At 72.7% G+C, this 19,932-nt stretch carries 19 protein-coding genes; 12 read left to right on the plus strand and 7 right to left on the minus strand.

Annotated features, from left to right (window positions below; translation table 11 throughout):
* Positions 1-54: 54 nt before the first annotated feature.
* A complete protein-coding gene (locus tag AB0D74_RS29750; protein WP_362593744.1) occupies positions 55-492 on the minus strand; it encodes a Fur family transcriptional regulator in 438 nt (145 codons plus the stop codon).
* A gap of 95 nt (positions 493-587) precedes the next feature.
* Positions 588-794 (minus strand): DUF2180 family protein, encoded by a 207-nt coding sequence (locus AB0D74_RS29755; protein WP_362593689.1) that lies wholly within the window; start codon positions 792-794, stop codon positions 588-590.
* A gap of 180 nt (positions 795-974) precedes the next feature.
* Here AB0D74_RS29755 and AB0D74_RS29760 point away from each other — a divergent pair, with 180 nt between their 5' ends.
* From AB0D74_RS29760 to AB0D74_RS29790, 7 genes are all read left to right on the plus strand, one after another.
* A complete protein-coding gene (locus tag AB0D74_RS29760; RefSeq protein ID WP_362593692.1) occupies positions 975-1,694 on the plus strand; it encodes a GntR family transcriptional regulator in 720 nt (239 codons plus the stop codon).
* Positions 1,691-2,683, plus strand: coding sequence for an ADP-ribosylglycohydrolase family protein (locus AB0D74_RS29765; protein ID WP_362593695.1), 993 nt, complete (start codon positions 1,691-1,693; stop codon positions 2,681-2,683). The genes AB0D74_RS29760 and AB0D74_RS29765 overlap by 4 nt, the downstream gene beginning before the upstream one ends.
* A 68-nt stretch (positions 2,684-2,751) precedes the next feature.
* Positions 2,752-4,230: a cytosine permease gene (locus AB0D74_RS29770; protein WP_362593698.1), complete on the plus strand. Its 1,479-nt coding sequence runs from the start codon at positions 2,752-2,754 to the stop codon at positions 4,228-4,230.
* Positions 4,227-5,180, plus strand: a complete 954-nt coding sequence (locus tag AB0D74_RS29775; protein WP_362593701.1) for a PfkB family carbohydrate kinase — start codon at positions 4,227-4,229, stop codon at positions 5,178-5,180. The genes AB0D74_RS29770 and AB0D74_RS29775 overlap by 4 nt, the downstream gene beginning before the upstream one ends.
* Positions 5,181-5,329: 149 nt before the next feature.
* The gene (locus AB0D74_RS29780) at positions 5,330-6,250 is read left to right on the plus strand and encodes an NADP-dependent oxidoreductase (RefSeq protein ID WP_362593704.1); all 921 of its coding nucleotides are present in this window, start codon (positions 5,330-5,332) and stop codon (positions 6,248-6,250) included.
* Between the two features lie 71 nt (positions 6,251-6,321).
* The gene (locus tag AB0D74_RS29785; protein ID WP_362593707.1) at positions 6,322-7,179 is read left to right on the plus strand and encodes a DMT family transporter; all 858 of its coding nucleotides are present in this window, start codon (positions 6,322-6,324) and stop codon (positions 7,177-7,179) included.
* Positions 7,180-7,356: 177 nt separating this feature from the next.
* A complete protein-coding gene (locus AB0D74_RS29790) occupies positions 7,357-7,794 on the plus strand; it encodes a universal stress protein (protein ID WP_362593710.1) in 438 nt (145 codons plus the stop codon).
* A 142-nt stretch (positions 7,795-7,936) separates the two neighbouring features.
* Here AB0D74_RS29790 and AB0D74_RS29795 read toward each other — a convergent pair whose 3' ends face one another.
* Together AB0D74_RS29795 and AB0D74_RS29800 are read right to left on the minus strand one after the other, a co-directional pair.
* On the minus strand, positions 7,937-8,443 hold the full coding sequence (locus AB0D74_RS29795; RefSeq protein ID WP_362593713.1) for a MarR family transcriptional regulator: 507 nt from the start codon (positions 8,441-8,443) through the stop codon (positions 7,937-7,939).
* 91 nt (positions 8,444-8,534) lie between these two features.
* Complete coding sequence (locus tag AB0D74_RS29800) at positions 8,535-10,919, minus strand: excinuclease ABC subunit UvrA (RefSeq protein ID WP_362593747.1); 2,385 nt, start codon at positions 10,917-10,919, stop codon at positions 8,535-8,537.
* 225 nt (positions 10,920-11,144) lie between these two features.
* Between AB0D74_RS29800 and AB0D74_RS29805 the strand changes: the two genes are divergently transcribed.
* Complete coding sequence (locus tag AB0D74_RS29805) at positions 11,145-11,561, plus strand: ester cyclase (protein WP_362593716.1); 417 nt, start codon at positions 11,145-11,147, stop codon at positions 11,559-11,561.
* 40 nt (positions 11,562-11,601) lie between these two features.
* Here AB0D74_RS29805 and AB0D74_RS29810 read toward each other — a convergent pair whose 3' ends face one another.
* A complete protein-coding gene (locus AB0D74_RS29810) occupies positions 11,602-13,038 on the minus strand; it encodes an FAD-dependent monooxygenase (protein ID WP_362593719.1) in 1,437 nt (478 codons plus the stop codon).
* A 65-nt stretch (positions 13,039-13,103) separates the two neighbouring features.
* On the opposite strand from AB0D74_RS29810, the gene AB0D74_RS29815 reads away from it, so the two are divergent.
* The 3 genes from AB0D74_RS29815 to AB0D74_RS29825 all read left to right on the plus strand — a co-directional run bounded on the left by AB0D74_RS29815 (position 13,104) and on the right by AB0D74_RS29825 (position 17,663).
* Positions 13,104-13,742, plus strand: coding sequence for a TetR family transcriptional regulator (locus tag AB0D74_RS29815; RefSeq protein ID WP_362593722.1), 639 nt, complete (start codon positions 13,104-13,106; stop codon positions 13,740-13,742).
* 653 nt (positions 13,743-14,395) lie between these two features.
* Positions 14,396-15,388, plus strand: a complete 993-nt coding sequence (locus AB0D74_RS29820) for a phospholipase D-like domain-containing protein (RefSeq protein ID WP_362593724.1) — start codon at positions 14,396-14,398, stop codon at positions 15,386-15,388.
* A gap of 244 nt (positions 15,389-15,632) precedes the next feature.
* Positions 15,633-17,663 (plus strand): NAD(+) synthase, encoded by a 2,031-nt coding sequence (locus tag AB0D74_RS29825; protein ID WP_362593727.1) that lies wholly within the window; start codon positions 15,633-15,635, stop codon positions 17,661-17,663.
* Between the two features lie 39 nt (positions 17,664-17,702).
* Here the strand turns inward: AB0D74_RS29825 and AB0D74_RS29830 are convergent, their stop codons facing one another.
* Together AB0D74_RS29830 and AB0D74_RS29835 are read right to left on the minus strand one after the other, a co-directional pair.
* Positions 17,703-18,167, minus strand: coding sequence for a PaaI family thioesterase (locus AB0D74_RS29830; protein WP_362593730.1), 465 nt, complete (start codon positions 18,165-18,167; stop codon positions 17,703-17,705).
* 160 nt (positions 18,168-18,327) lie between these two features.
* Positions 18,328-18,918, minus strand: a complete 591-nt coding sequence (locus AB0D74_RS29835; protein ID WP_362593732.1) for a TetR/AcrR family transcriptional regulator — start codon at positions 18,916-18,918, stop codon at positions 18,328-18,330.
* Between the two features lie 300 nt (positions 18,919-19,218).
* On the opposite strand from AB0D74_RS29835, the gene AB0D74_RS29840 reads away from it, so the two are divergent.
* Entirely contained in the window at positions 19,219-19,839 is a 621-nt protein-coding gene (locus AB0D74_RS29840) for a hypothetical protein (protein WP_362593735.1), read from the plus strand.
* The last annotated feature ends 93 nt before the right edge of the window (positions 19,840-19,932 follow it).

The raw sequence follows: 19,932 nt of genomic DNA on the forward strand, positions 1-19,932 counted from the left end.
ATCGGCTCACGAGACGGGGTGACCTGTGTCACGTGTCAGTGGCGCCTGCGGAGTTCACTGCGGTGCGGTGGCCCCGCGGCACTCCGCGCACAGTCCCCACCAGGTGATCTCGGCCTCGTCGACGGCGAATCCCCTGTCGTCGTCGGGGGTGAGGCACGGTGCCGCGCCGACGCTGCAGTCGACGTCCTCGATGCGCCCGCACCGGCGGCAGACGAGATGGTGGTGGTTGTCGCCGACGCGCAGCTCGTACCGGGTGGGTGAGCCGGCGGGTTCGATGCAACGGACCAGCTGGGCCTTGGTCAGGTCTTCCAGCACGTTGTACAGGCCCTGCCGGGAGAGCCCGCCGGTCTCGGCCCGGTCCGTGCCGATGCGCGTCTCGAGGTCGGCCGCCGTGGAGTGCGGATGGCCCCGCAGAGCGGTCAGCACGGCCCGGCGCTGGGCCGTGCTGCGCAGACCCTTGCGCCTGAGCAGGTCGCCCGCGAACTCCTCCATGGTCATGTGGCTCTCCTACAACCCGCCGGCCGTTCCGCCCGGTGGGGGCACGATACAACCGGAGTCGACCCGGTCCGTTCTGTGCGCCCAAGCGTCTACGCGGCCTCCGCCGTACGGCAGGTACCGCAGACCAGGCGCCGGGCCGGGAGGGCGCTCGTCATGGGGATCACCCCGACGGGACGCTGCACGGTGGTCTGCAGGATCCGCGCGTGGTCGGCGCAGGTGAAGAGGCCGCAGCGGGTACAGGCGCCGATCCCGTTGCTCTCGTGACGCCCCGACTGGGCGCAGTCGTAACAGTGCATGTCGCTTCCCGATGGGTCGGCCCACCGGCTGCTGCGGTGGGGTGCGTGACGGCAGTGCGCCGACGGGCCCTCGCCACCTCGGCACACATCGAACATAGCCACCTAGTTTTGACAGAGTCAAGTTTAGGAACCGGGTCGGGACCTCTGGACCACCGCCACTTGTTCACCTACTGTCTAGACATGCCTGGACAGGTTCACAAGCATCATCGCATCGCCCGTGTACTCGCCGACGAGATCCGCGCGGGGGTCCATGCCGACGGCAGCAGGCTCCCCGGGGAGCACGCGCTCAGGGAGCGGTTCGGGGTCAGCCGCACCACCCTTCGGCAGGCCCTGCAGGTTCTCGGCGAGGAGGGCCTCATCGCCACCCACGCGGGCATCGGCTCGTTCGTCACCTTCGACGGGGCGCCGCTCGACAACCGCCTTGGCTGGACCCGGGCGCTGGCCGCGCAGGGCACCGAGCTGACGACGGAGGTCCTCCGCTTCGAGGAGGCCGCCGATCCGGAGCTGGCGGCCCGGCTCGGGCTCGCGTCCGACGCGTTCATCGCCCTGGACCGGGTCCGGCGGCTGCCCGACGGGCAGGGCGTGTCGCTGGAGCGCAGCCGGGTGCCGGTCACCGGGGAGCTGGCCGGGCTGCCGGAGCGCGGTCTCGAAGGGGGCTCGCTCAGCCGGGCGCTGATCGCGGCGGGCCGGGTCAGCGACTCCGGTGAGGGTGTCGTCTCGGTGCGCGGTCTCGCGGAGGCCGAGGCCGCCGTACTGCACCGCTCCCCCGGCGAGTCGTTCCTCCGGCTCGACCAGGTGTACCGGGCCGCCGACGGCTCGGTGGTCGAGCAGGTCGGCAGCCTCCTCGATCCCGCCCGCTTCGAACTGCACGTCCGCTCGGGCAACGGAGGCCGCTCGTGACCGACCGACTCGACCGCGCGCTGGGCGCGTTCTACGGACTCGCGCTCGGCGACGCCCTCGGGATGCCCACGCAGGTGATGTCCAGGCAGGACGTCGTGCGCGTGTACGGCGCCGTCACCGGCTTCGAGGCGGCCCGTCCCGACAATCCGGTCAGCGCGGGCATGCCCGCCGGATCCGTCACCGACGACACCGACCAGGCCGTCATCGTCGGCCGGCTGCTCGTCGAGGGGCACGGGCGGATCGACCCGCTGCGGCTGGCCCAGGAACTGCTCGACTGGGAGAAGGAGATGAGGGCCAAGGGGTCCTTCGACCTCCTCGGCCCGTCCACCAAGGCCGCACTGGACGCGGTGGCCCGCGGTGTCCCGCCGCGCGAGGCGGGCCGCACCGGCACGACGAACGGCGCCGCGATGCGCGTCACCCCGGTGGGGATCGCCTTCGCCGCCGACCCGCTCGACGCCTTCGTCGACCGGGTCGCGGAGTCCTGCCAGGTCACCCACGACACGACCCTCGGCATCGCCGGCGCCGCCGCCGTGGCCGCGGCCGTCAGCACGGGGGTGGGCGGCGGTTCGCTCGACGAGGCCGTCACCGCCGCCGTGGCCGCTGCCCGTGCCGGTGCGCGGCGCGGGCACTGGGTCGCCGGGGCGGACATCGCCGCCCGGATCGAGTGGGCGCGGGAGTTGGTGCGCGACCGGACCGAGGGCGAGGCCCTGGACCGGGTCGTCGCGCTCGTCGGCACCAGCGTGGCGAGCCAGGAGTCGGTGCCCGCCGCGTTCGCGGTGCTCGCCCTGGCGGACGGCGACCCGTGGCGGACCGCGCTGCTCGCCGCCAACCTCGGCGGGGACAGCGACACCATCGGGGCGATCGCCGGCGCCGTCGCCGGTTCGGTCGCCGGGCTCTCCGCGCTGCCCGCCGAGGCCGTACGCACCCTTCGCTCCGTCAACTCCCTTGAGCTGGAGCCTCTTACGGCCGCCCTGCTCACCCACCGCTGAGCCCTCCCCCTCCTCCCCCTCCTCTCCCCCGTCACCCGCCCTTCCGCACCCTGCAAGGAGGTTCCGTCATGGCCGTCCCGAAGACGAACGATCGCGTCGGTACCGTCGAGACCAGAGGGATCGAACCGGTCCCGGACGGCGAACGGCGCGGCCATGCCGGCCAGATGTTCTGGACCTGGTTCGCCGCCAACATCAGCATCCTCGGGCTGCCCCTCGGTGCCACCCTGGTGGCGTTCCGCGGCCTGGACATCTGGCAGGCGGTCCTGGTGGCCGTCCTCGGCTCGTTCGGCTCCTTCGCGCTCGTCGGTGCCCTGAGCCTCGCGGGCAAGAAGGGCGGCGCGCCGGCGCTCACCCTGTCCCGTGCGGTCTTCGGGCAGCGGGGCAACGCGGGTCCGACCCTGGTCACGTGGCTGAGCCGGGTCGGCTGGGAGACCATCTCCACGACCACCGCGGCCTACGCGCTGCTGGCGCTCCTCGACACCGCGTTCGGGGTCCGGCAGAACACCGTGCTCACCCTGGTGTGCCTGCTGGTCTTCATCGCCTGCACGCTGCTCATCAGCGGCCTGGGCCACGCCACCATCATGTGGATCAACAAGTGGGCCACGGTCGTCTTCGGGGTCCTGAACCTCGTGGTGATGGGCTTCCTGATCTCGACCGTCGACTGGTCCAAGGTGCTCGACGCCCCGGCGGGGCCGACCAGCGCGGTGGTCGCCGGGGTGGGCTTCATCGCCTCCGGCACCGGCATCGGCTGGGCCAACGCCGGTGCGGACTACGCCCGTTACCTGCCGCGCGAGATCCCGGGCCGGCGGCTCGTGGTGGCCTCGGCGTTCGGTGCGGGCATCCCGCTGGTGCTGCTGATCTCGCTCGGCTCGCTGCTCTCCGCGGGCGACCGGACGCTGGCCACCGCCTCCGACCCGGTCGCCGCGATCAACGCGATGCTGCCGTCCTGGATGGCGATCCCGTACCTCGTCGCGGCCTTCGGCGGGCTGCTGATGTCGAACCACCTCTCCACGTACTCGGCGGGACTCACGATGATCACTCTCGGCCTGCGGGTGCCGCGGGCGTACGCCGTCGCTCTCGACGTCGTGCTGATGTTCGCGGGCGGCATCTACTTCATGCTGGTCGCCGACGATTTCTACGGGCCGTTCTCGACCTTCCTGACGCTCCTCGCCGTGCCCATCTCGGCCTGGATCGGCGTGGTCGCGGTGGACTCGCTGCGTGGTCGCGCCTACGACCCGCGGGCCCTGCTGGACACCACCCGCTCCAGCGCCTACTGGTACTCGGGCGGCTTCCGGCTGCCCGCGGTGCTCGGCTGGGCGCTCGCCATCGTCGCCGGCCTGCTCTTCACCAAGGCCTCGGCCAGCGCGGACGACGTCTGGTTCGCGGGGCCGCTCAGTGGCACCTGGCCGGGCGTCAACGGCCTCGGCTGGGCGGTCTCCATGGTCGTCGGCGCGGGGGTGTACGCGCTGTGCGGCCGGCGTGGCACGCCCGCCCGGGGTGACAGCGGCGAACCCACCGCCGCCCGTCTCCAGGGAGCCGGCCGGTGAACCGGCGGCTGGTGCTCGCCGGGAACGTGCTCGCCGACGTGGTGATCGAGATCCCCGCGCTGCCCGAACGCGGCGGCGACGTCGTCGGCACGCGCACCGAGACGACCGCGGGCGGTGGTTTCAACACGCTGGTGGCGGCCCGCCGGCTGGGCACGGAGGCGGTCTACGCAGGGCTGCACGGGACGGGCCCGCACGGCGATCTGGTCCGGGCGGCACTGGCCGCCGAGGACATCGGGACGCTGCTGCCCGCCCGTGCGGACCTCGACACCGGCTTCACGGTGGCCCTGGTCGACTCCGGCGGCGAACGCACCTTCGTGACCAGCTTCGGCGCCGAGGCCACGCTGGCACCGGCCGACGTGGCCGCGGTCCGGGCCCGGCTGCACCCCGGTGACCTCGTGCAGCTCTCCGGCTACGGGCTGGCCCTGCCGGGCAACGGCCCGCTGCTGTCCGGCCTCACCGCCGCGCTGCCCGCCGGCAGCGTCCTCTGCCTCGATCCGGGCCCGCTGGTCGCCGACATCCCGGAGAGCGTCCTCGCTCCCGTGCTGGCCCGCACCGACTGGCTCAGCGCCAACGCCCGCGAGGCCCGGATCATGACCGGGCACGAGGATCCGCGCGCCGCGGCGACGGAGCTCGCGCGGCGGCTGACCCCCGGGGCCGGGGTGCTCGTGCGGGCCGACAAGGACGGCTGCTGGCTGTCCGCGCCCGGCCGGCCGCCCGTGCACGTGCCGGGTTTCCCGGTCACCGCCGTGGACAGCAACGGCGCGGGCGACGCGCACGTCGGCGCGTTCCTCGCCCTGCTCGGCCAGGGGTTCGACCCGCTGACGGCCGCGCGCGGCGCCAACGCGGCGGCGGCCCTCGCGGTGACCCGTCGCGGCCCGGCCACGGCGCCCGACCGGACCGCACTGGCCGCGTTCCTGGCCGACGACCCCCTCGCCCACCAACTCGTCTGACGCGCACAGGCCTTGACGAGCCTCGATGCCGGTCCCGGGAAGAGAGCCGCACCCCCGGTTCGTTGAAGGCGGAGCCGCGGTCGGTGTCTGTCCGGCCGATGGCTCGTCGGCCAGGGCTTCTCCCAGCGAGGAAGAACGGTGATCACGCGATGAAGGCGGTGCGGTTCCACGCGTACGGCGGGATCGATGTGCTGCGGGTGGAGGAGGTGGAGCGGCCGGTGCCGGGCCCCGGGCAGGTGCTGGTCGAGGTCCGCGCGGCCGGGATCCAGCCGGGTGAGGTGATGATCCGCGAGGGTGCCCGGCACGGACGCTGGCCCGCGACGTTCCCGTCCGGGCAGGGCAGCGACCTGGCCGGCCTGGTGGTGGCGACCGGGCCCGAGGTACGCGGCTTCGCGGTGGGCGACGAGGTGCTCGGCTTCACCCACGACCGGGCGAGCCACGCCGAGTACGTCGTGGCCGAGGACGTCAACCTGGTGTCCCGCCCGGAGGGCCTGCCCTGGGAGGTGGCCGGATCGCTGTACGTGGCCGGCACCACCGCGTACGCGACGGTCTTCGCGGTGGACCCCGGGCCGGAGGAGACCGTCGTGGTGTCCGGGGCCGCCGGTGGCGTGGGGGCGCTCGCCGTACAGCTGGCGCGGCGGCGCGGCGCCACCGTCGTCGGGCTGGCGAGCGAGGCGAACCACGCCTGGCTGACGGCCCACGGCGTCGTCCCGGTCGCCTACGGGGAAGGGGCGGCGGACCGGATCCGGAAGGCCGCCGGGGGCAGGGACGTCGACGCGTTCATCGACACGTTCGGCGACGGCTACGTGGACATGGCCGTGGACCTGGGCGTACGGCCCGGACGGATCAACACCATCCGCGACTGGCAGGCCGCGGCCCGGGTCGGGGCCCGGACCTACGGGGAGGGGTCGGCCGCGTCCGCGGTCGTGGTCGGCGAGCTCGCGCGGCTCGCCGCCCGGGGCGAGCTGGACGTGCCGATCGCCCGCGTCTACCCGCTGGAACAGGTCCGGGAGGCGTTCCGCGACCTGGAACGGGGGCACGCCCAGGGCAAGATCGTGCTCCGGCCGTAGCGCCCGCTCCGCACGGGCGGGGCCGGACGCTCCGGGCTGAGCGGGCCGGGCGCAGCGGGCATGCTGGAACCATGATGGTGCTCGCCGTGGTCTTCGCCGTCCTGGGTGCCGTCAGCAACGCGGCGGGCACGGCCTTCCAGCGCAAGGCCGCGTCCACCGCGCCCAGCCGCAGCGGACTGCGCCTGCTGCTGGTGCTCATGCGGCGGCCGGCCTGGGCCATCGGTATCGCCGGAGTGGCGGGGGCCGCGGTCTTCCAGGCGCTCGCGCTGGTCAACGGGCCCATGGCGCTGGTCCAGCCGCTGTTCATGCTGGAGCTGCCGTTCGCGCTGCTGATCGCCGTGCCGCTGATGCACCGCAGGCCCAGCCCGGAGGGCTGGCGGACGATCGCCGTGGTGGTGGCCGGGCTGGCCCTGCTGCTCGCCTCGGCGGCCCCGTCCGGCGGCCGTCAGCAGGCGTCGATGCAGCGCTGGATCCCGGTCCTGGTCCTCACCCTGGGCGCCATCGCCGTCACCGTGCTGCTCGTACGGTCCTCGGCGTCGCCGCTGTTCCGCGCGGCGGGCCTGGCCACCGGGGCCGCGATCGGCAACGCGCTGACCGCGGCACTCATGAAGTCGGCCACCGGCCGGCTCGCCGACGACGGCCTGGCCGCGTTCCTCACCGCCTGGCAGACCTACGGCTTCGCGCTCACCGGGATCGCGGCGCTGCTGCTCCTGGAGAACGCGCTCCAGGCCGGTCCGCTCGTCGCCTCCCAGCCGGCGCTGACGATCGGCGACGCGGCGGTGAGCCTGCTGCTCGGCGTCGCCCTGTTCGACGAGTCGGTCCGCACCGGGTGGTGGCTGCTGCCCGAGGTGGCCGGGGCCGGTCTGATCCTGTGGGGCGTGACGCGCCTGACCCGTGTCGTGCCGCATCTCGTCGACGTCATGCGGTGAGGGGCAGTTCAGTGGCTGTTACACGGGCCGCCGTCCGTGGCGCAGGCGGCCGGTGAGATGATCACAGGGTGGGGCTGGAAGAACTCGTTCGGCGCCGGACGCGCCGACCCGTCACGCCGTGATCCGGCGTCCCTGACCACCGAGTAGACCTTCCAGGCCCCCGGAAGGGGAAACACCGTGTCCGTGTTCCAGCGCATCCTGGTCGCCGTCGATCCCGGCCCCGCCCGCCGCTCCGCGGTGCGGCTGACCGGCGAGCTGGCCAAGCTGACGAACGCCGAGGTCCGCGTCGTACACGTCATCGCTTCCGCCGCCTCCGTCGCCGCGATCGTGCCCCTGGAGGAGGACGCCGAGGCACAGGCGGTCCTCGACGAGGCGCTGACGGCCCTGCGCGAAGCGGGCGTCAAGGCCGGGGGGACCCTCGTCAGGGGGCTGACCACCCAGGTCGCGACCGCCATCGCCGACACCGCGGAGGAGTTCGCGGCCGATCTCATCGTGCTGAGCCCGCACCACCGGAACGCCGTCGAGGCGCTGTTCGACCCGCGGGTCAGCGATGCCGTCGCGCACCGCACCAAGACGGCGATCCTGCTGGCGCCGGAAGGCGACGACGAGGCCTGACCGGCCTCCGGCCACCGCCTCGGGGCCCGCTGCGGATTCGGCGTCCGCGGCGGACGCCGCTACCAGCCGCTGTGCCGTCATGGATGTGCTGCGCCGTCGTGGCCGGTCGCGCAGTTCCCCGCGCCCCTTCGGGGGCACGGATTCAGCGGCGCCGCCAGGGCAGTGTCTCCTGTTCGCCGGTGTCGGCGTCCATGCGTTGCAGCGCGGCGTTGACGGCCTCGCCGATCTCGGCGAACTGGGTGACCTGCTCGGGGGTGAGGGCGTCGAAGACGGCTCGGCGGACCGCCTCGACGTGGCCGGGTGCGGCGCGCTCCAGGAGGCTCATGCCGGCCGGGGTGAGGATGGCGTGCTGGTTGCGGCGGTTGACCGGGTCCTCGCGGCGGTCGACGTAGCCGGCCTCCTGGAGGCGGGTCACGGCGTGGGTGAGGCGGCTGCGGGTGATCTTCAGGCGTTCGGCCAGCTCGGACATGGTCAGGCTGTGGTCCTTGACCGAGGACAGGTTGGCGAGCAGCGTGTAGTCGGCGTGGGTCATGCCCGCGTCGCGCCGCAGCTGGCGGTTGAGGTGGTCCGACAGGTGCGTGGAGAACTGGACGTAGGCGAGCCACGCCCGTCGTTCCTCGGGGTTCAGCCAGCGTGGCGTCGTGGTCATGGCACGCAGCCTAACCATTGACGTTTGAAGCTTCAATCCTCAGCGGGCGACCGCTCCGGGGAGATCCCGTCTCCCCGGAGCGGTCGCCTGTTCAGGCGCCGACGTACTGCGCGAGGTGCTGCGCGGTGAGGGTGGAGCGGGCCGCCACCAGGTCGCCGGGCGTGCCCTCGAAGACGATCCGGCCGCCGTCGTGGCCGGCGCCCGGGCCAAGGTCGATGATCCAGTCGGCGTGGGCCATGACCGCCTGGTGGTGCTCGACGACGATGACCGACTTGCCGGAGTCGACCAGCCGGTCGAGGAGTCCGAGCAGCTGCTCGACGTCGGCGAGGTGCAGGCCCGCGGTCGGCTCGTCGAGGACGTAGACACCGCCCTTGTCGGCCATGTGCGTGGCCAGCTTGAGGCGCTGGCGCTCGCCGCCGGACAGGGTGGTGAGCGGCTGGCCGATGGTGAGGTAGCCGAGGCCGACGTCGGTGAGCCGCTGGAGGATGCGGTGGGCGGCCGGGGTGTGCGCCTCGCCCGCGGCGAAGAACTCCTCGGCCTCGGTCACCGGCATCGCGAGCACCTCGCTGATGTCCCGGCCGCCGAGGTGGTAGTCGAGGACGGACGCCTCGAACCGCTTGCCGTCGCAGTCCTCGCAGGTGGTGGCGACGCCCGCCATCATCGCCAGGTCGGTGTAGATCACACCGGCGCCGTTGCAGGTGGGGCAGGCACCCTCGGAGTTGGAGCTGAACAGGGCCGGCTTGACGCCGTTCTCCTTGGCGAAGGCCTTGCGGATCGGTTCGAGCAGTCCGGTGTACGTCGCCGGGTTGCTGCGCCGGGAGCCGCGGATGGCGCCCTGGTCGACGGAGATCACCCCGGCGCCGGCCGGGATCGAGCCGTGCACCAGGGAGCTCTTGCCGGAGCCCGCGACGCCGGTGACGACGGCGAGGACGCCGAGCGGGATGTCGACGTCGACGCCCTGGAGGTTGTGGGTGTGGGCGCCGCGGATCTCCAGCGAGCCGGTGGGCTTGCGGACCGCGTCCTTGAGAGCGGCCCGGTCGTCGAAGTGGCGGCCGGTGATCGTGCCGCCGGTCCGCAGTGCCTCGACGGTGCCCTCGAAGCAGATCGTGCCGCCGCCCGCCCCGGCGCCGGGGCCGAGGTCGACGACGTGGTCGGCGATGGCGATGACCTCCGGCTTGTGCTCCACGACGAGTACGGTGTTGCCCTTGTCGCGCAGCCGCAGCAGCAGGCCGTTCATGCGCTGGATGTCGTGCGGGTGCAGGCCGGTGGTGGGCTCGTCGAAGACGTAGGTGACGTCGGTGAGCGAGGAGCCGAGGTGGCGGATCATCTTGGTGCGCTGGGCCTCGCCGCCGGACAGGGTGCCGGCCGGCCGGTCGAGCGAGAGGTAGCCGAGGCCGATCTCCACGAACGACTCCAGGGTGTGCCGGAGCGTGGCGAGGAGCGGTGCCACCGAGGGTTCGTCGAGGCCGCGTACCCAGGCGGCCAGGTCGCTGATCTGCATCGCGCAGGCGTCGGCGATGCTGATCCCGTCGACCTTCGAGGAGCGGGCACCCTCGCTGAGCCGGGTGCCGTCGCAGTCGGGGCAGGTGGCGAAGGTGACCGCACGCTCCACGAACTCGCGGATGTGCGGCTGCATCGACTCCTTGTCCTTGGAGAGCATCGACTTCTGGATGCGCGGGATCAGACCTTCGTAGGTCATGTTGATGCCCGCGATCTTCATCCGGGTCGGCTCGCGGTGCAGGAAGTCCTGCAGCTCCTTCTTGGTGAACTTGCTGATCGGCTTGTCCGGGTCGAAGAAGCCGGACTCGGCGTAGAGGCGGGAGTTCCAGCCGCCGCCCTTGTAGCCGGGGACGGTGATCGCGCCCTCGTTGAGGGACAGGTTCTCGTCGTAGAGCTGGGCGAGGTCGAGGTCGGTGACGGCGCCCCGGCCCTCGCAGCGCGGGCACATGCCGCCGGTGATGCTGAAGCTGCGCCGCTCCTTCACCTTCTGTCCCGCGCGTTCGACGGTGACGGCGCCGGCCCCGCTGATCGAGGCGATGTTGAAGGAGAACGCCTTGGGCGAGCCGATGTGCGGCTTGCCGAGCCTGCTGAACAGGATGCGCAGCAGCGCGTTGGCGTCGGTGGCGGTGCCGACGGTGGAGCGCGGGTCGCCGCCCATGCGCTGCTGGTCGACGATGATCGCGGTGGTCAGTCCTTCGAGGACGTCGACCTCGGGGCGGGCCAGGTTGGGCATGAAGCCCTGGACGAAGGCGGGGTAGGTCTCGTTGATCAGCCGCTGCGACTCGGCGGCGATGGTGTCGAACACCAGCGAGCTCTTGCCCGAGCCGGAGACCCCGGTGAAGACCGTCAGCCGGCGCTTCGGGATCTCGATGCTGACGTCCTTGAGGTTGTTCTCCCGCGCGCCGTGCACACGGATCAGGCCGTGTGTGTCGGCCACATGGGGCGTGGTCTTCTGCGTCCCGGTCGTTCTGGCCATGCTCACACCCGTCTCCGTCCGCTGCGCGGTGCCTGCGTCGATGGCCGCCACGCTAGTCGGGGTGGAACAGTAGTGCTTCTCCATTACTGACCGATGCCGGGGCGGACCGTCCAGGAGGCCTGACCTGCCGGGGGCCGAGGGCCGTTGTACGGTCGGTGTACGGCGTAGGCGCGGACCTCCCCGCCGACACACGGGCCGGCGCCCCGCGCACGCCCGGGAGTGCTCATGGCGCAGCAGACGAACATCGCCGCACAGACCGCTTTCGGAAAGGCCGTCGAAGCCGGGGACCTCGACGCGCTGGACGCCATCGTGGCGCCCGATTCCGTCGACCATGACCCTGCACCGGGACAGGTCCCGGGACCCGCCGGATACAAGGCCATGTTCAACGATCTTCGGGCGGCCTTCCCCGACCTGCACGTCGAGGTGGAGCATCTGCTGGCGACCGACGACGAGTTGGCGTTCGCCTACCAGATCAGCGGGACGCATCTGGGACCGCTGATGGGGCAGCCTCCTACCGGCCGGACGGTGAGCTACCGGGGCATGCAGATCAGCCGCTTCGACGAGGAGGGCAGGCTCGTCGAGCGCTGGGGCAGCAGCGACGAACTCGGCATGCTGCGCCAGCTCGGACTGGCGGACGGCTGACCCCGCGGGCACGGGTCCGGCCGGACCACCGGGCAGGGGTTCAGCCGAACCACCGGGCGAGGGCCGTCTCCAGGGGGCTGCCGTCGGCCGTGGACCAGGCCACGTAGCCGTCGGGCCTGACCAGGAAGGCCCCGGCGCCGGACACGTCCTCGTCGGTCTTCGCCGTGACGTGCTCGACCCGGTCCTCCCGGCCGCCCACGGAGCGCTGCCTGCCGTCGAGCGAGAGCAGCAGGCCCCGGCCCGAGTGCATCAGATCGCTCACCCGGGCCGGACCGGACCCGGTGACCAGCTCCAGGTCGATCATCCGGGGGCCGACCCCGGGGTACTCGGTGTCGAGGCCGGACATCACGCCCGAGAGGTAGCGGTTGGTGTCGGGCAGGCGCAGCAGTTCGGTCGCGAGGGACCGGACCGCCGCGAGTTCCTCGTCCTGGCCCGGGTTCATGAGCACGGCCTGGGCGCGGGTGTGCTCCAACACCCGTGCCGCGACCGGGTGCCGCTCGTCGTGGTAGGTGTCCAGCAGACCCGCGGGGGCCCGGCCGAGCACCTCGGCGGCCAGTTTCCAGCCCAGGTTGACCGCGTCCTGCACGCCCAGGTTCACGCCCTGGCCGCCGATCGGCGCGTGGATGTGCGCCGCGTCCCCGGCGAAGAACACCCGGCCCTCGCGGTACCGCTCGACCTGGCGGACGGCGTCGCTGAACCGGGACGCCGCGCGCAGCTCGCCCAGTTCGGTCTCCCGCCCGTACACGGCGTGCAGCGCCTCGGAGACCTCGTCCGCGGTCACGGGGGCCGAGCGGTCGGGGCCGTCACCGGAGAGCCGGCCGAAGATCAGCCGGTACCGGTCGCCGTCGAGGGGGTGCAGGATGCTGAAGTAGCCGCCGGCGGTCCGCGGGTACTGGCTGAAGTGCCCGTACTCGGTGGGGACCGTGTCGGACCTGGCGGCGAGGGTGAGGTCGGCGGCCACCGCGGACATCCGGCCGGCCCGGCCCGGGAACGGGACCGACAGCGCGGCGCGGACCGCGCTGTGCGCGCCGTCGCAGGCGACCAGGTGGCTGCCGCGTATCTCCCCGACCGTGACGCCGTCCGCGTCCTGCTCCACGGCCGACACCTCGTGCCCGCGCAGCACGGGCACGCCCCGCGCGAGCAGCCGCTGCTCGAGGAACGCCTCGAGCCGCTCCTGCGGGAGCGTGACCGGGCGGGGGTGGCGGGTGCGCCAGGGGCGGCAGTCCAGTTCGACGGGCAGCATCGCGAAGTGCCCCCCGTGCAGGGCGCGCGAGGGCGCGTCGGCGAGCAGGGGGTCCAGCAGTCCGCGCAGGTCGAGCACCTCCGCGGTGCGCGGCTGCAGGCCGCCCGCCCGGGACTGGGGGTTGCGCGTGCGCTGCTTCTCCAGGACGACGACCGGTACGCCGGCCAGGGCCAGCTCATGGGCCAGCATCAGTCCGGTCGGACCCGCCCCCACCACGATGATCTCGGTTCGCATGACGCCTCCAACGATTGCACTCAGTGCAAGAATGCACCGAGTCTACCACCAGGTAGACTGAGTGCATGAATCAGCGCATGGGCCTGCGGGAGACCAAGAAGGAACGCACCCGGGAGACGGTGTCGGCGACGGCGATCCGCCTCTTCCTGGACCGGGGCTTCGACCAGGTCTCGATCACCGAGATCGCGGAGGCGGCGGAGATCTCCCGGCGGACGCTCTTCGCGTACTTCCCGACCAAGGAGGACCTGGTCCTGCACCGGTTCGCCGACCACGAGAGCGAGGCGGCCCGGATCGTGCGCACCCGCGCGGCGGGGCGGCAGCCGCTCGACGCGCTGCGGGAGGCGCTGCTGGACGCGCTGGCACGGCGCGACCCGAACACCGGGCTCAACGACACTCCCGAGATCGTCGCCTTCCTCAGGATGGTCTTCGACACGGAGAGCCTGGCGGCGCGGCTGACGCGGTACACCGCACGCGGGACCGAGGCGCTGGCCGAGGCGTTGCGGGAGACCGGCGCCGATCCGCTGGTGGCGCGTCTGGCGGCGGCCCAGGTGATCGCGGTGCAGCGGCAGTTGGCCGTGCTGAACCACGTGGCGCTGGCGGCCGGCGAGTCCGCCGACGCCCGCCACCCGGAGGCGGTCCGAGCCACCCACCAGGCCTTCGACCTCCTCGACGGCGGCCTCGGAGTCCGGCTCAGGACCACCTGAACCCCGCGCACCGGCCCCACGGGGAGGCGCGCGGCGGGGCGGAGGCCGACGCCCATTCCGGCGCCCGCCGCAGTCAGGCCTCTCCGCCTCCCGGTGACGCGGGGGCCGCCACGCGCTCGCCGCACACCCGCGGCACGGCGGACGGTCGCGCGTGACGCCGACCTCGACCGCCTCCCGACCGGACGGCCCCCGCACCGAACCGCCCGCGCCACACTCCACCGGCGTGACCCGCGCCCGCTCCGTCTCCCGCATCCTCAGCCGCGATGGACACCGGCGCCCATGAGACTGCCGTCGACACCGGCCACCGTCAGACCACCGCCGACACCGGCACGATCAGACCGCCGCTGACGCCAGGCCGCCACCGGACCGCCGCTGACGCCGAGCCGCCGTCCACCCCCGCCGACACCGGCCGGCATCCCGCCGCCGTCACCGGTTTCCTTGCGTCCGTGCGCCCAGCTACGAAGATTTTGCGTTCTCGCGGTACGCCCATGAACCGGCCCCCACCTGCGCCGAGTCCGCTATGTCCGCCCGCACGCCCCACAGGTAACGGTGAGTTCACCCGGCTTCCCTTCCTCGGCAGTCTACGCGCGTGGTGTCATGCCCACGCTCACCCACCCCCCACGTGAGCGTCTACTCGACTAGGAGTCACGCACATGCTGTCGAAGCTTCTCGTTCGCGCGGGTGTCGCCCTGGCGGCCGGTGCGGCCGTGGTCGCCACCGCGGTCCCCGCGAACGCCGCGAGCTACTCCGCGTTCGCCTTCTCGCTCAGCAGCAGCGAGCCCACGATCTACGACTTCATCAACTCGGCCACCAGCTCGCTCGACATGACGATGTACGAGCTGGAGGACACCACGGCCGTCAACGACCTCATCGCCCTGGAGAACAAGGGCGTCACCGTGCGGGTCGTCCTGGACCAGGCGCACAAGAGCGCCAACAACTCCGCCTACACCTCCCTCACCAACGCGGGCGTGGGCGTGGTGTGGTCGCCGTCCAGCTTCGTCTACACGCACCAGAAGACCATCACGGTCGACGCCACCAAGTCGCTCGTCCTGACCGGCAACCTGACCTCCCAGTACTACTCGACGGGACGCGACTACGGCGTCTTCACCGACGACACCCGGGACGTCGCGGCGATCGAGAAGGTCTTCAACGCCGACTACGCCGGCACCTCGATCACCCCCACGGACGGCGACCACCTGCTCTGGTCCCCCACCGACTCGCGCAGCCGCCTGCTGACCGTGGTCAACGCCGCCACCAAGACGCTCGACGTCGAGGAACTGGAGTTCAGCGACAGCACGGTGGTCAACGCCATCGTCGCCAGGGCCGAGGCGGGCGTGAAGGTGCGGGTCGTCCTGGAGACGCCGGGCGACTATTCCAGCGAGGTCTCCGCCGTCAAGGCCGCGGGCGGCACGGTCGTCGGCTACTCCGACCCCGACGGCTTCTACATCCACGCCAAGGCCATGGTCGCCGACTACGGCCTGTCCACCCAGGAGGTGGAGGCCGGCTCCATGAACATCAGCAGCAACTCCCTCTCCAACAACCGCGAGCTGGGCATCATCCTCACGGGCACCGGGGTGGCGCAGTCGGTGGCGACGACCGTCGAGACCACGTTCAACAGCGACTACTCGGGCGGCACCGCCGCGTAGCGGTCCGGTTCCGCCGACCTGCCCCGGCCGCGCTCCGGCACGGCCGGGGCATCCGGCGCCGGTGACCCGCCGTGCGCGGCGGACCTGTGCGCGGGCCGCACGGAATCCCTGACCAGCCCGGATCGCCCGGCGATCTATGCTGCTCGGGGCAGGAGGTTCGCCAGGCCGTCGACGGAGAGGGTGCCACGGCGATGCTTTCTGTCCGGCATCCGCACCGTGTCCGTCTCTCCCGAGGAAGCCCCCGTTGAACTTCTGGTCGATCTATGAGCACGGTTTCGCGCGCGTCGCGTCGTGCACGGGCCACACCGTCATCGCCGACCCGCGCGCCAACGCCGAGGCAGTACTGCGGCAGGCCCGCCGCTGCGCCGAGGAGGGCGTCGCGGTGGCGGTCTTCCCGGAGCTCGGCCTCACCGGCTACTCGATCGAGGACCTGCTGCTCCAGGACGCGGTGCTCGACCAGGTCGAGGAGGCCGTCGAGGCGGTGCGGGCCGGTTCGGCCGGGCTGCTGCCGGTCCTCGTCGTCGGCGCCCCGCTGCGGCACCGCAACCGGATCTACAACTGCGCGGTGTTCGTGCACCGCGGCCGGATCCTCGGCATCGCGCCCAAGTCGTACCCGCCGAACTACCGCGAGTTCTACGAGCGGCGCCAGATCGCCGCGGGCGACGACGAGCGCGGCGGCACCATCCGGATCGGCGCCGAGAGCGTGCCGTTCGGAGTGGACCTGCTGTTCGAGGCGGAGGACGTCCCCGGTCTCGTGCTGCACGCCGAGGTCTGCGAGGACATGTGGGTGCCGGTGCCGCCGAGCGCGGAGGCGGCGCTGGCCGGCGCGACCGTGCTGCTCAACCTCTCCGGCAGCCCGATCACGGTCGGCCGGGCGGAGGACCGCAAGCTGCTGTGCCGCTCCGCGTCGCAGCGCTGCCTCGCCGCGTACGTGTACGCGGCGGCCGGGCTCGGCGAGTCGTCGACGGACCTGTCCTGGGACGGCCAGACCATGATCTACGAGAACGGCGCGCTGCTGGCCGAGACGGACCGGTTCCCGCTGGACGACCAGTACGCGGTGGCCGACGTCGACCTGGACCTGCTGCGCCAGGAGCGGGCCCGGATGGGTTCGTTCGACGACAACCGCCGTACCCACGCGGCCCGCACCGGCGACTTCCGGACCGTCGCCTTCCACCTCGACCCGCCGGCGGCGGACCTCGGGCTGCGGCGCCGGGTGGAGCGCTTCCCCTTCGTCCCGGCCGACCCGCAGCGGCTCGCCCAGGACTGCTACGAGGCGTACAACATCCAGGTCGCCGCGCTCCAGCAGCGGCTGGCGGCGATCGGCGGACCGAAGATCGTCATCGGCGTGTCCGGCGGCCTCGACTCCACGCACGCGCTGATCGTCGCCGCCCGTGCCATGGACCGCGCGGGCCGCCCGCGCAGCGACATCCTGGCCTTCACCCTGCCGGGCTTCGCGACCGGCGAGCACACCAAGGGCAACGCCCACCGGCTGATGAACTCGCTCGGTGTGACCGCGGCCGAGCTGGACATCACGCCGACCGCGCGGCTGATGCTGCAGGAGATGGGCCACCCGTTCGCCGCCGGGGAGCCGGTCTACGACGTGACGTTCGAGAACGTGCAGGCCGGTCTGCGCACCGACTACCTGTTCCGGCTGGCCAACCAGCGCGGGGGCATCGTCCTCGGCACCGGGGACCTGTCGGAGCTGGCGCTGGGTTGGTCGACGTACGGGGTCGGCGACCAGATGAGCCACTACAACGTCAACTCCGGGGTGCCGAAGACGCTGATCCAGCACCTGATCCGCTGGGTCATCAGCAGCGAGCAGTTCGACGCGGAGACCGGCAGGACCCTCGCGGCGATCCTCGACACCGAGATCAGCCCGGAGCTGGTGCCGGGTGAGGAGTTGCAGTCCACCGAGTCGAAGATCGGCCCGTACGCCCTGCACGACTTCACCCTGTACCAGGTGCTGCGGCACGGGTTCCGGCCGTCGAAGATCGCCTTCCTGGCCTGGCACGCCTGGCACGACCGGGAGGCGGGTGCCTGGCCGCCCGGCTTCCCCGAGGGCGACCGCAAGGCGTACGACCTGGCGGAGATCAGGCACTGGCTCGACTACTTCTGCCGCCGCTTCTTCGCCTTCGCGCAGTTCAAGCGCTCGGCGATGCCGAACGGGCCGAAGGTCTCGGCGGGCGGTTCGCTCTCCCCGCGCGGCGACTGGCGTGCCCCGTCGGACAGTTCGGCGAAGGCCTGGCTGCACGACCTGGCCCGCGTCCCGGAGTAGCCGCCCGCCCGGCGCGCGGGTCCTGCGGCCGGTCCGCCGTCAGTCGCCGGCCGGTCGCAGGATGAGGCAGGTCGTGGTCGCGTGGGCGATCAGTTTCCCGCGCTCGTCGAGCACCTTGCCCTCGGCCGTGGCGGTGGAGCGGCCCGCATGGATGATGTTGCCCTCGGCCGTGAGGGTCTGGCCTCCGGTGTGGGCGGCGCGGATGTAGTTGACCTTGAGTTCGAGGGTGGTGTAGCCGACGCCGGCGGGCAGGGTGGTGTGCACGGCGCAGCCCATCACGGAGTCGAGCAGGGTGGCCGCGATGCCGCCGTGCACGGTGCCGAGGGGGTTGGCGAAGTCGGGGCGGGTGTCGAGCGACATGACCATCCGGCCGTGTTCCACCTCGTCGAAGCGCATGCCGAGCAGCCTGCCGATCGTCGGGGGCACGGTGTCGGTCGGCCGCGCGGACTGTATCCAGCGCATCAGTTCGAGGCCGGACAGGGCGGCGAGGTCGGTGGTGGACACGGGTGGCTCCTCAGATGTGCTCGTGGTGGTGCGGGCCGGTCCGCCGCCTACGGGGCAGCGGGCCGTGGTGGTCGTCACGTGCCGTCACGTGCCGTCAGGTGTCGGCGCCTGACGTGACGAGCCGGGGGCAGGTCGTGAGAGACAGGTGGTCGTCAGGTCGTCACCGGTCCTGGAAGGCACGGGTCAGCAGTTCGCGCAGCTCGGCGGCGGTCGCGTCCAGCGGTGCGGTGGTCTGTTCGGCACGGCACATGATCACGGCGCCTTCGAGGGCGGCGACGACGAAGGCGGCCAGCCGGGTGCTGCGCGCCTGCGCGAGGCCGTGCCGGTGGAAGTGCGCGGCCAGCGCCTGCTGCCAGCGGGCGAAGACGGCGGCGGCGGAGCGGGCCAGCTGGGGAGCCTCGTCGTTGGTCGCCGCGGCCACGGCAGCGACCGGGCAGCCGACGCGGTAGCCGTTCTCCGTCAGCCGCTGCCGCCACAGCGCGAAGAAGGAGTCGAGCGCCGCCACGGGGTCCTGGTCCTCGGCCGCCACGGCCGCGTCGATCCGCTTCGCCATGACGTCTCCGGACCGGGTCACCGCCTCCTCGACCAGCTGGGCACGGCCGCCGGGAAAGTGGTGGTAGACGGAGCCTCGGGGGGCACCGGTGCGGGCCAGGACCCGGTCGATGCTGGTGGCACCGGCGCCGTACTCGCCCAGCAGGTCGGAGGCACCGCGCAGCATCCGTTCCCGGCTGTCGCTCGTGCGCGGACTCACCTGACCACCACCCTTTCCGTGGAGACGCACCACATCACTACCAGAGGGTAACTTATGGTGTCTGGCATAGAACATACAAGAGCGAGGGCCCGACTGGCGCCGCTCGGCCGCGGCCGGACGGGCGCACCCTGACGGGCGAACATCCGGCCGACACCCGGACGGAGCCCGGTGCCGGGGCAAACCGCTGGTCAGCGCCTTCGTCTTGGCACGGCCGACGCTCGGCAGAGTGGGTGACCGGTTGCGGGCCCGCACCCCGCTTTCCACGGTGGGCGAAAGACGGACGTTCTCGAAAGGAAACCCATGCGCGCCCTTGCCTCCCGCGGCCTCCTCGTCTCCCCCCTGGTCTGTGCCGCCCTGGTGCTCGGCCCGGCGGCGGCCTCCGCTGCCGCCGCCGACGCCGGCCGAGAAGCGACGGGACCCGGTGTCGCGCAGACGGCTCTGCCGCCCGGCACCGACCTCGCCACGCTCCTCGACCGGATCGACGCACTGGACCCGGGACAGTACGACCGGGCCCTGACGCCCCTGCTGGACGAACTTCCCGGCCTCGCCGCGGCGCAGGGCACCCGCATCGACCCGGCGCAGGCCGCCGCCTACGCGAAGGCACTGCGGGAGTGGAGCAACAAGGTCCAGGAGCGGCTGCGGAACCTGGACGCCGGCGCCGCCGACCGTGCGCACCGGGCCGCGCCCCGGGCGGCCGACCCCGTCTCGGACCTGCTGAACGCGATCCAGGCGGCCGTCGACGGGCTGCTCAGCGCGCTGACCTCGCTCGACCTCGGCGGGCTGCTGGGCGCCGTCACCGGGCTGCTGGCCCCGATCCTCGCGGCGGTCGCCGGCCTCCTCGGCGCCCTGCCCGCACTGCCGTCGCTGCCCGCGCTGCCGTCGGCGGGCAGCCTCGCCTCCACGACGACCTTCGCCCCGTGAGGAACTGACGCCGCGTCGACACGCGCCGCGGCCCGGGGGGCGGGGCGGGGCCGCGGCCGGGGCGCCCCCCCGCCCGCCCCCCCCCCCCCCCCC

The sequence above is a fragment of the Streptomyces sp. NPDC048278 genome, assembly GCF_040652195.1.
Classification (GTDB): Bacteria; Actinomycetota; Actinomycetes; order Streptomycetales; family Streptomycetaceae; genus Streptomyces.

Excerpts from the sequence above, each read along its gene's own strand:
- AB0D74_RS29810 (WP_362593719.1), bottom strand. The coding sequence starts at position 13,038 with ATGCGAACCGAGATCATCGTGGTGGGGGCGGGTCCGACCGGACTGATG.
- AB0D74_RS29770 (WP_362593698.1), top strand. The coding sequence starts at position 2,752 with ATGGCCGTCCCGAAGACGAACGATCGCGTCGGTACCGTCGAGACCAGA.
- AB0D74_RS29755 (WP_362593689.1), bottom strand. The coding sequence starts at position 794 with ATGCACTGTTACGACTGCGCCCAGTCGGGGCGTCACGAGAGCAACGGG.
- AB0D74_RS29785 (WP_362593707.1), top strand. The coding sequence starts at position 6,322 with ATGATGGTGCTCGCCGTGGTCTTCGCCGTCCTGGGTGCCGTCAGCAAC.
- AB0D74_RS29750 (WP_362593744.1), bottom strand. The coding sequence starts at position 492 with ATGGAGGAGTTCGCGGGCGACCTGCTCAGGCGCAAGGGTCTGCGCAGC.
- AB0D74_RS29760 (WP_362593692.1), top strand. The coding sequence starts at position 975 with ATGCCTGGACAGGTTCACAAGCATCATCGCATCGCCCGTGTACTCGCC.
- AB0D74_RS29840 (WP_362593735.1), top strand. The coding sequence starts at position 19,219 with ATGCGCGCCCTTGCCTCCCGCGGCCTCCTCGTCTCCCCCCTGGTCTGT.
- AB0D74_RS29820 (WP_362593724.1), top strand. The coding sequence starts at position 14,396 with ATGCTGTCGAAGCTTCTCGTTCGCGCGGGTGTCGCCCTGGCGGCCGGT.
- AB0D74_RS29805 (WP_362593716.1), top strand. The coding sequence starts at position 11,145 with ATGGCGCAGCAGACGAACATCGCCGCACAGACCGCTTTCGGAAAGGCC.
- AB0D74_RS29795 (WP_362593713.1), bottom strand. The coding sequence starts at position 8,443 with ATGACCACGACGCCACGCTGGCTGAACCCCGAGGAACGACGGGCGTGG.
- AB0D74_RS29800 (WP_362593747.1), bottom strand. The coding sequence starts at position 10,919 with ATGGCCAGAACGACCGGGACGCAGAAGACCACGCCCCATGTGGCCGAC.
- AB0D74_RS29815 (WP_362593722.1), top strand. The coding sequence starts at position 13,104 with ATGAATCAGCGCATGGGCCTGCGGGAGACCAAGAAGGAACGCACCCGG.
- AB0D74_RS29780 (WP_362593704.1), top strand. The coding sequence starts at position 5,330 with ATGAAGGCGGTGCGGTTCCACGCGTACGGCGGGATCGATGTGCTGCGG.